This window comes from Synechococcus sp. H60.3 (assembly GCF_047462295.1).
GTDB lineage: Bacteria > Cyanobacteriota > Cyanobacteriia > Thermostichales > Thermostichaceae > Thermostichus.
Genome location: NZ_JANSIY010000152.1, coordinates 1 through 4,703, shown reverse-complemented (window position 1 = coordinate 4,703; position 4,703 = coordinate 1). Strand labels below are relative to the sequence as shown.

General features: G+C 60.1%; 4 protein-coding genes. 3 read left to right on the top strand and 1 reads right to left on the bottom strand.

Annotated elements, in window-relative coordinates:
- Positions 1–215, bottom strand: a 215-nt coding sequence (locus tag NW841_RS11935; protein WP_414386561.1) for a hypothetical protein, incomplete at its 3' end; no start/stop codon positions are given.
- Positions 216–371: 156 nt separating this feature from the next.
- On the opposite strand from NW841_RS11935, the gene NW841_RS11930 reads away from it, so the two are divergent.
- From NW841_RS11930 to NW841_RS11920, 3 genes are read left to right on the top strand one after another with little or no spacing between them, the layout of a single operon-like run.
- Positions 372–659 carry a DUF2103 domain-containing protein gene (locus NW841_RS11930; protein WP_414386559.1) on the top strand — a complete coding sequence of 96 codons (288 nt, stop codon included), beginning with the start codon at positions 372–374 and terminating at the stop codon, positions 657–659.
- Between the two features lie 20 nt (positions 660–679).
- Complete coding sequence (locus NW841_RS11925) at positions 680–2,050, top strand: TIGR03279 family radical SAM protein (protein ID WP_414386557.1); 1,371 nt, start codon at positions 680–682, stop codon at positions 2,048–2,050.
- A 4-nt stretch (positions 2,051–2,054) separates the two neighbouring features.
- Positions 2,055–4,592, top strand: coding sequence for a UPF0182 family protein (locus tag NW841_RS11920; RefSeq protein WP_414386556.1), 2,538 nt, complete (start codon positions 2,055–2,057; stop codon positions 4,590–4,592).
- Positions 4,593–4,703 lie beyond the last annotated feature (111 nt).

Below are 4,703 nucleotides of genomic sequence, written 5' to 3'. Positions count from 1 at the left end.
TGAATGTTGGCAAGGATCCCGTTGATGATATCCACTCCCGGGATCCAGTTGCCAATGCTATTTGCGAGTGTCAAGCCCCCTGTTTCTCTCAGCCAGGCCACCACCCGCTTAGAGGCCACTTCTCGCACCACGCCGCCTACGCGCTCGTAGGTTCCATTCTGCAGGCCTTTCAGGATAGCTTCGGGAATCTCTAGGATGACTTGCTCGGAAACCATAAGTCAGGAGCTCCCCGCGTTTGCTGCCGCTAAACTAGCACAGAGAAAACCCTCTGAAAATGCCTGCACTTGGAGAGTTCGCCAAGGCTTATTCTCAGTTGCAAGGGTAAGAGCTTAGCATGGAGATCCAGCCTCTCTCGCTGTTGCGTTGCCGCTATGTCTGAGCCTGCTGGTCGTCTGGTTTGGAACCACTCCACCCACATTTCTGGGCTGATCCCTGTCCTGGAGCGCCTGACTCGACAGCCGGGCATTAAAACTGTAACGCCGGGCGCCTTGTCCTGCAGTCGGGGGCGGATCCCTCAGTTGCAGTTGCGGATTTCCGTGCCTATTCGGGGTGGATACAAGTTGGTGGCCCGCAAGGGCAGCAGCGTGCAAGAGGTGTTTGTGGTCACTGATCTGAGCCAGTCGGAGCTGGAAGCAGCAATTCGCCGCTGTCTGGAGTAGGTTTGTACTCTGGGCGCGCCATGTCCCGTGCTAGCCTCAAGCCTGCCCGCATCAGCGCCGTCCTACCTGGATCCCTGGCGGCAAAGGTGGGCATTCAGCCGGGGGAAGCGCTGATGAGCATCAATGGCGAGAAACCCCGCGACCTCATCGACTACCGTTTCCTCATTGCTGAGGAATATCTCTGCCTGGAGATCCTAGACAGCCAAGGGATCCCGCGCACCGTTGAGCTGGAAAAAGACGTGGACGAGGATCTGGGGCTGGAGTTTGAGACGGCTTTGTTCGATGGTCTCATCCAATGCAACAACGCCTGCCCCTTTTGCTTTATCGACCAACAGCCTCCTGAGATGCGGGCAAGCTTGCACCTCAAAGACGACGACTACCGCCTCAGCTTTCTCTACGGCAGCTACCTCACCCTCACCAACCTGACTGCTGCCGAGTGGGATCGCATTGCCCGCCTGCGCCTTTCTCCCCTCTATGTGTCGGTCCATGCCACCGACCCCCAGTTGCGCAGCCGCCTGCTCAAAAACCCGCGTGCCGGCTTGATCCTGGAGCAGTTGGCCTGGTTTCGCCAACACCGCCTGCAACTGCATGCCCAAGTGGTGGTTTGCCCAGCTTGGAACGATGGGGAGCAGCTAACTCGCACCCTTCTGGACTTGGCCGCCTTCGGCCAACCCATTGAAGGGATCCCAACCGTCCTCTCGGTGGCGGTGGTACCGGTGGGGCTAACCCGCTTTCGCCCTCCCCATGATGAGCTGATCCCAGTGGATGCTGCCAAAGCGGCGGAGGTGATTGATCAGGTGGAAGCGCTGCAGGCGCAGTTTCGGCAAGAACTGGGATCCACCTTTGCCTGGCTGGCCGATGAGTGGTATCTGCTGGCGGGTCGGGAATTGCCGCCGGCAGAGCACTACGAAGATTACCCCCAACTGGGGAATGGGGTGGGATCCCTGCGCTTGTTCTTGAGCGAGTTCGAGCAGGTGCGGCTGCCGGCTGGGATCCCTGCTCCCCTCAAAGTCCTCTGGGTGGTGGGCAACGCTGTGGAACAGGCCTTCCAGCCTGTGGTCAAGCGGATGAACGGCATTCGGGGGCTGCAGTTGGACCTGTTGCCCATTGCCAGCCAATTCTGGGGACAAACCCTGACGGTAACCGGGTTGTTGACAGGACAAGACATTCTGGGCGCTCTGAAATCCGTTGAAAACTTGGCAAGCTACGATGGGCTACTTTTGCCCCAGATTGCTCTTAAGGATGGGGAGCGCTTCTTGGACGATCTCACCTGGCAAGAGTTGCAGGCCCAAGTCGGGATCCCGGTGGTGCGGGTGGACGGGGGTCCAGCAGGCTTGCTGCAGGCGGTGCAGGGGCTAGGATCAAGGGCAGCTCCGGGCCAAGGACGGTGAGGCCATGCAGCGGTTGCGGCGAGGGCTGCTCCTGTTGCTTTGGATTGGACTGGGGATCCTAGCCATCACGGCTTTGGCGTCTTTCTATGCGGATCTGGCCTGGTTTGCTGAGCTGAACGCCCTGCCAGTGCTGTGGACACGGGTGATGGCTCGCTGGGGGCTAGGCCTGGGCGCCTTTGGCTTTGCCCTGGCGGTGGTGGGATCCAACCTGCGCGCCTGCTGGCGGGGAGCGACCCTGACAGGGGCCTGGGCGATCGCGCTGGGGTTGAGTGGATGCTTTGCCTGGGCTCTTTCCAATCAGTGGTTTACGCTGCTGCTCTGGCTCCACCAAGTGCCTGTCGGGGAGTCCGACCCCATCTTTGGCCGCGATCTGGGCTTTTTTCTTTTCGGCCTGCCCTTTTGGGAGACGCTGCAGCACTGGTGTTTCAACTTGGTGCTGCTCACTCTGATCACGACAGCGCTCATCTACCTGGTGGAGCTAGGGCTATCGGAGCAGCGGCTGACCCTGGCCCTTTCCCTGTTTGCCCAGCAGCACTTGCTGATCCTGGCGGGATCCCTGTTTTTAATTCGCGCCTGGGGGCATTGGCTGGAGCGCTATGAGCTGCTCTACTCCACCCGTGGCGTTGTCTTTGGCGCCGGTTTTACCGATGTCCACGCCACCCTGCCAGCCACCACTCTAATGAGCGGGGTGGCTTTCCTGACGGCCATTGGCTTCTGGGTTTTGGCCCGCCAAGGGATCCGCCTCCGCCTTCCCTTTTTCAAATCCTGGTGCCCTGCCTGGGCCAGTTCCCTGCTGGCACCGGCTTTGCTTTGGGGGGCCTACCTGGGGTTTGGGCTGCTGACTACCCGGCTTTACCCGCAACTGGTGCAAACCCTTTTGGTCACGCCCAACGAGCTGGAGCTGGAGCGCCCCTACATCGAGCACAACATCCGCTTTACCCGCGCTGGCTTTGGCCTGACCGAGGTGGAGGTGAAACCCTTTCTGGAGGAGGGATCTCTTACCTGGGAGATCCTGCAGCAAAATCAATCCACCCTGCGCAACGTGCGCCTTTGGGATACGGAGCCCCTCTTGGTTACCTATCGCCAGCTGCAGGAGATCCGTCCCTATTACCAGTTTCCCGATGTGGATGTGGATCGCTACCGCATTGGCGGGGAACTGCGCCAAGTGATGCACGCTGCGCGGGAATTGGACTTTGCCCAGGTGCCGCCTACGGCCCAAACTTGGGTTAACCAGCGGTTTTTCTATACCCACGGCTATGGCCTCACCCTCAGCCCGGTGAACGTGGTTACCCCAGAGGGACTGCCGGACTTTTTTCTCTCGGATATCCCACCGCGGGTTTCTCCCCGCTACCCGGAGGTGGCGCAGGTGCTGCGGGTGGAACAGCCGGCTATCTACTACGGCGAGCTGACCACTACCCATGTGTTTGTGGGAGCCGAGGCAAGGGAGCTGGACTATCCCGCTGCCGATCGCTATGTCTACAGCAGCTACCGCGGCACGGGCGGCGTGCCCATCCCCCACCTCTGGCAGCGCTTTCTCTACGCCTGGCACTTCCGGGATCTGCGCATTCTTCTCAGCCGCGAGCTTTCCTCTACCACCCGCTTTCTCTATCGCCGCCAGATCCGGGAACGGGTGCGCCAGGTGATGCCCTTTTTGCTCTACGACCGGGATCCCTACCTGGTGATTCAAGGGGGCAAACTCTACTGGTTTTTCGATGCCTACACCACCAGCAGCCGCTACCCCTACTCGGAGCATCTGCCCGGCTTCCCCTTCAATTACATCCGCAACTCCGTCAAGGCGGTGCTGGACGCCTACAACGGCAGCATCGACTGGTACATTGCTGATCCTCGGGATCCCCTCATCCAAGCCTACGCCCGCATTTACCCCACCCTGTTCCAGCCCCTAGAGGCCATGCCGGAGCCGCTGCGGCAGCACATCCGCTACCCCCAGGATCTCTTCCGCCTGCAAGTGCAGCAATTTGCCACTTACCACATGACGGATCCCCGGGTTTTCTACAACCGGGAAGACCAGTGGCAGATCCCCAACCAGTTCCGCAAGCAACGGCGCCTCCCCATGCAGCCGCAGTACCTTATCCTCACCTTGCCGGAGGAAAACCAGCCCGAGTTTGTCTTACTTTCCCCCTTCACTCCCCTCAACAAGCAGAACATGGTGGCTTGGATGGCCGCCCGCTGCGATGGGGAAAACTACGGCAAGCTGCTGGTGTATGAGTTTTCCAGGCAGCGCCTCATCTACGGGCCAGAACAGGTAGAGGCGCGGGTCAACCAGGATCCCGCCATTTCCGAGCAAATTGCCCTCTGGAACGAACACGGGTCGCGGGTGAACCTAGGCACGCTGCTGGTCATCCCCATCGAGACCTCGCTTCTCTACGTCCAGCCCCTCTACCTGGAGGCAGAACAGGGCCGCCTGCCCCAGCTTACCCGGGTCATCGCCGCCTACGAAGACCGGGTGGTGATGGAGCCAACCCTCAGCCAGGCCCTGGAAGCCCTCTTCTCCCCCACCGGCAGTCGCCGCTCCAACCGCTGAGGCTGGGGGATCCCTTCTCAGATTTCCGAAAGCCAGTTGACAGAACTTAACGGATGTTTTAAGGTTGTGTTGTCAATCTTCGCGCTTCCTCAGGGAAGTTTGCCATCATGA